A 5,192-nucleotide genomic window follows, 5' to 3' on the forward strand; every position below is an offset into this window, starting at 1 on the left:
TGCGAAACGATCAATCGAGTACGGCTCGGTCCACGGACGACCGATTCCCGTCGAACAGCAAACGCTAGCACCTGAGCTCATCACCATGAGAGCTACGTTCGTGACGCTCGAAATACTAGGCAAACTCTGCGGATGCATCGGCACGCTTGAAGCCATTCGCTCTTTAGCCGAAGACATCGCTCATAACGCTTACGCCGCCGCATTTAGGGATCCTCGGTTCCCGCCGGTCAGACAGTGGGACATCGAGCGGCTTGATATCCATCTATCGTTGCTGACGCCGGCGGAGCCGGTGTCGTTCACGTCTGAGGACGATTTGCTACAACAATTGGCGGCGGGCGAGGATGGCTTGATCTTGGAAGAAGGGCTCAGGCGCGGAACTTTTCTGCCCTCGGTTTGGGAATCACTGCCGAATCCTCGGGCATTCTTGCAGCATCTGAAATTGAAAGCCGGTCTCCCCAAGGATTACTGGTCCGACTCGATCAGGATCTATCGTTATCGCACGGAAGCAATCGATGGGGATTCGACATAGCTCTTCATCCCGCTTGAAATGGAAGCTTATCGAACACTTCCATGTGATACGGGCAAGCCATGGGCTCGGCAAGTGAAATTGCGGGTTATCTCTCGGGGTTGAAGAGTTTTCGCCACTCACCGGACTGCAAAAACTAATATCCTTCTTTTTCAATAAGATATCTTTGCACAGCCGACTCGTACACCTCGGTCGAAATTTTAGGCCCGTACACCACGGTCTGGCAGTGTTCTTCGACGATGATGCTCAGCAATCGAAAGGCATTCCGCGGCGTCAACTGGCGTACGATGAATTGAGCTTTGCTTTCTCCCTCTTCCTCGAACAGATCCGCCAGTTTGATCGGCGCACTTCCCGGTTTCCGGGAAACGTTCATGCGCTTCTCGATCAGCCGGATCATATTGTCGGCCGACCAATTGATCGACGAAATGGTCTTGATTCGATCGCTCCGATAATACTTCTTGAGATCGTGCAATTCGTACGGCAGGAACAGAATGATGCCAAGATGATCGATCTGGAACAGCTGATCGTCGAGAATAGGCGTTACCAGCTCGCGCATCTTTTCCGGATCGCCCTTGATGCTGGTGGGCTCGTCCACGCGATCGACCAACAGATAAACGCCGGACAGCCCGAAGTATTGGACTAGATCCATGTAGCTCTTGAGCAGCGTGAACCGGTTCTCCGTCATCCTCGGAATACCGTGGAACTCGAACAGACCAGGTCCGATTTCCTGGATGATCTTGAACATGTTCTCCACCGAAACCGGAACGCCGCGGATATTCCGATAAATCTCTCCGGCCAAAAGCTTTGCCTGCTTATTGGAGAAAAAGCTGTTCCGCTTCTTGTAACCGGCAATACTGATCAGTTTCCGAAGCGCGGAGATCTTGTTCGACAGATCATTGGGGGAGAAATAAAGTGCCGTAAGCAATATGAATTTTTCCGCGAACTCCCGGTTGTCCTTGAGCATGTCTTCCTTCTGAGCCTCGGTAATATTGCGGTACAGCTCCTCTATTCCCAATTTGAGAAGGTAATCCAGATGATCGTCGAGGGTGATCTTGCTCTCGCGGATGAGTACCTCTTCCTTTCTTCTCCGAAATAGCTTCGCCAAACCCGGTTTCCTCGGAGAATACTCGGCCGGAAGCTTCCTCACCTTGGTGACTTCGCTGAGCAGTTCGTTGAATTCTACGTATCTGACTACCAGCACCTTGTCCTGATACTGTCTCAGATAGCGCTCGGTGTCGATCCGCATGGAGGATTTTCCGGCTCCTCGGATCGCAAAAATGACGTACGGACTGGGCTTGTCCAGGTTCAGCAACGCCGACCGCAACGACGTGTTCTCTATCATGGCCGCCTGCAGATAAGGATCGCGGTCTGCGTCGAAGATTACGAAGGGATGATGTTCAAACTGCCATACATGCAGCCATTCTTTAATTTCCATCAGGCTCTCGATGAGATCTTATTCGTCGGACTCTGTCGGATAGTTCGCTACCGCCCCGATGCAAATCCCGAAATTAGGAAGGCTCAGATGATCCCGGGATAACCGCACCCTGTGGCTGCCGAACTATAGCACAGTTCGCGTCGATTCCAGCCGCCTCATGTTCTCGGACCGGGTGTTTTACGCTCCACGCCTGACACGCCGAGGGCCAGCCGGATTAGGACGCTGCAAAAATTCAAGACGTTTTCCGTTGGAGCGCCCACACCACCAGTGCTTGAACGGTACGTGAAACGCAGCTACCCTTGCGCAAATCCAGACTAGCCGTCAATAAAACATGAGTGACGTAACAGAGAATTCGAACTCGGACATAGAAACGTCCGGTACCGATCCCCGACCCGAGCCCAGCTGGAAACCGTTGCTCTGGTTCGGAATCGGCCTGGTCGCCGTGACTGCCTCCGCAGAACTGATCTTCGAATTGATCCTCGACATCATGGAACTGCTTGGGGACGCTATTTTCATTCTCGTGGAAGGCGGCGAGGAAATCCTCATCGAAGACAAGTTGGAGGACTGGTTCGACCTTTCGCCACGCCACGCAGAACTGATTACCGCCTGGACGATAACTCCACTCAAGATCCTGCTCGGCATCGTCACTGTGAGATGGCTCTGGCGATATAGCCGAACCAGGCTTATTCCAGCCTTGATGCGTTGGATTAAAAAACAGCTAAAAATCTTGCGCCTGTCTTGGTCGGCTCTTTGGTGGCCTTGGAAAGGCGTGGTCTTGAGCATGCTGATAGGCAGTTTGTTTGTCTTGATTTAGAGCGGTGCGTGGAAAACCGATATACCGTCAAACCGAGCCTCCAGGCCGAATTACAATCATAAAGACCAGAAACGCTTCTCCGCGGGAACAGCAACGCTCGTTCGCTTGAACGACGGAACAGTCAAAACCGAGTAGGGTAAATACAATGATAAAACCTGTCGCGATTGCGTCCCTCGCGTACCTATTACCCGCCACAGTCTTTGCTTTCGGAGTGAGTCACCACGGCGGAATCATTCTCGATTGCACGCCACCGATTTTCTTTGACGAATCGCCCGCCAAGAAGACCAGCGTCCCGGCACTCCAAAAGTTCTCTTTCGTCGCCTCGGAAAATACCGACCGTGACACCATCAAAGTCTGGGTCAATAACGAGCCCGTCGCCGTCACGATTTCCGAACAGCGTAGCGGGAGACTAGCGGTCGAAGGCGTGCTCTCTCAACCGATCACGGACGGGCGGGCCTGGATCAAAGTTACTGGATACAGCAACGATGGCTGCGATCAACTGCACGTGTGGAACGTGTACTCGGGCAGTCACCCATGAAGCGATTTACATGCATAGCACAGGAGCCGAAGCCAGTCCCTGAGACGTCTGTCTTCGCACGATAACGTCGGCACTGCCTTGCTGAACGGGCAAGATTCATTCGCTATGTCCTCGTATCGCAAGGACACCATAAATTGTATCCCTTCGCTCACCTTCGCCGATCGCATGCGATAAAATCAATACCGCATCGATTTCGCACTTCCGTTAACACGACTTCCTGGATAAGGTACGATTACGCAAGAAACCGAAGGATCGAGGCACGCAAAGTGCATTTCCGAATTTTGGGCTTACCTGGAAGCATTTTTTAAATAGCGAACGATTCAGAGATTTGTCATGTCCGACAATTTACAGCCGATTACAGTTCTGGCTAACCGAAGCGAGCTTGGAGTACAAGAGCCGTCCGCTTTTTTCCTTGGCGACCGACGCATCGAAGTCGTGGAGGTCATCGACCGGTGGCTCGCGTCGGAATATGGATATTTCAAGCTGCTTACCACGGACGGCATTTATATTCTCCGCCACGACAGCGATCAGGACCGCTGGGCACTGACTCTTTACAAACAGTCCGAATTTTTACCGGTTTTAGATGTCGGCAAAAAACCGAGAATTCACTGACGTTTTCTTTGACGGGCACGCAACTTCGCGCTCGGCTTTGCTGTCCCTCGATCAATTTTCGACGCTTGCCATAAACCGACAAAATGGTCCTACCTCACCCGTCAAATTTCCGACAGGCAGTAGCATCGAACGCTTGAATTTCGGGTGCCGAGGACACTGGCATAAATCTCGCTTTAGAAGAGACCTAAGCCATCAGACACCCTTTCGGCGAGAAGAGAAACTGCGCGATGAAAAATAATAAAGCGGAAAATTTAGCCGCGCTGTCGAGCCAAAAGAGCGAGAAAAAAACCGCTCTGGGTGATGGATCCTACTACGAAATGGTCTTAGCTCTTCAGACCACGCTGGACATAGAGCAGCTTCTCGGTTTGTTCAGCACGCACTTGAAGACTATCGTTCCCCATTCCGGCTTGCGCTTTTGCAACGAAAAGCTCGGCATCGAACTTTCGCTGGGCAAGAAAGGACGGCACGTCTGCGCTTACAATCTCGAACTCGAGAACGAGCCGCTCGGCGAATGGCGGATGAGCCGAGACCGGCGCTTCAGTGAACCGGAGTTGGCCCGAGTGGAAGCGCTACTCTGCCGCCTACTCTATCCCTTGCGAAACGGGCTCAAGTATCGCGAAGCCTTGTGTTATGCCCACACGGACCAGTTGACTCAAACCGGGAATCGACCGGCACTGCTCAGTAGTCTGCAGCGGGAACTTGAGCTCGCGCGCCGCTACGGCACCCCCCTTTCGATCATTCTTCTCGACGTCGATCACTTCAAATCGATCAACGACAGTTTCGGGCATGACACAGGCGATGCCGTGTTGCGGTCGGTAGCGCGATCTATCAAGGATTCCGTGCGCGGGAGCGATATCCTGTTCCGTTATGGCGGTGAAGAATTCGTCATTCTGCTTTCCAACACGTCCAAGGACGGCGCGGTAAATCTTGCTGAACGCATTCGTAACACGGTCGAAGGAACATTCTGCGGAGTACGCGATTCGGGCGTCCGCGTTACGCTGAGCTTGGGGGTAGCAACGCTGATTTCCGGAGAAACTCATTTGGACTTGCTGCGCCGCGCCGATCAGGCCATGTATCTGGCAAAACGCGGCGGACGCAATCGGGTTGCGGCTGCAATCGATACGTAGCCAAAAGGCCGACGGTTTTAAGAAATCTTGGTTTTTCGGCGGCGGACAGCTTTGTCGCTCGCGTGCCGGCGCGCAGGGCGCCGATCCGAAGGCGTTTTTCCGATATCCAGTCCAACCGAACGCATCAATTCGGCGACTTC

At 52.9% G+C, this 5,192-nt stretch carries 6 protein-coding genes; 5 read left to right on the forward strand and 1 reads right to left on the reverse strand.

Annotated features, from left to right (window positions below):
• A partial coding sequence (gene amrA / locus ABJK70_RS19610) for an AmmeMemoRadiSam system protein A (RefSeq protein ID WP_347258837.1) occupies positions 1 to 529 on the forward strand: 529 nt, incomplete at its 5' end.
• A gap of 133 nt (positions 530 to 662) precedes the next feature.
• Here amrA and ABJK70_RS19615 read toward each other — a convergent pair.
• Complete coding sequence (locus tag ABJK70_RS19615; RefSeq protein ID WP_077729228.1) at positions 663 to 1,961, reverse strand: hypothetical protein; 1,299 nt, start codon at positions 1,959 to 1,961, stop codon at positions 663 to 665.
• 331 nt (positions 1,962 to 2,292) lie between these two features.
• Between ABJK70_RS19615 and ABJK70_RS19620 the strand changes: the two genes are divergently transcribed.
• The 4 genes from ABJK70_RS19620 to ABJK70_RS19635 all read left to right on the forward strand — a co-directional run bounded on the left by ABJK70_RS19620 (position 2,293) and on the right by ABJK70_RS19635 (position 5,052).
• The gene (locus tag ABJK70_RS19620) at positions 2,293 to 2,775 is read left to right on the forward strand and encodes a hypothetical protein (protein ID WP_347258838.1); all 483 of its coding nucleotides are present in this window, start codon (positions 2,293 to 2,295) and stop codon (positions 2,773 to 2,775) included.
• 145 nt (positions 2,776 to 2,920) lie between these two features.
• Complete coding sequence (locus ABJK70_RS19625) at positions 2,921 to 3,313, forward strand: hypothetical protein (RefSeq protein WP_156879364.1); 393 nt, start codon at positions 2,921 to 2,923, stop codon at positions 3,311 to 3,313.
• 333 nt (positions 3,314 to 3,646) lie between these two features.
• Positions 3,647 to 3,925, forward strand: a complete 279-nt coding sequence (locus tag ABJK70_RS19630) for a hypothetical protein (protein WP_077729231.1) — start codon at positions 3,647 to 3,649, stop codon at positions 3,923 to 3,925.
• A 227-nt stretch (positions 3,926 to 4,152) separates the two neighbouring features.
• Entirely contained in the window at positions 4,153 to 5,052 is a 900-nt protein-coding gene (locus ABJK70_RS19635; protein WP_347258839.1) for a GGDEF domain-containing protein, read from the forward strand.
• The last annotated feature ends 140 nt before the right edge of the window (positions 5,053 to 5,192 follow it).

The sequence above is a fragment of the Methylocaldum sp. genome, from assembly GCF_039794385.1.
GTDB lineage: Bacteria > Pseudomonadota > Gammaproteobacteria > Methylococcales > Methylococcaceae > Methylocaldum.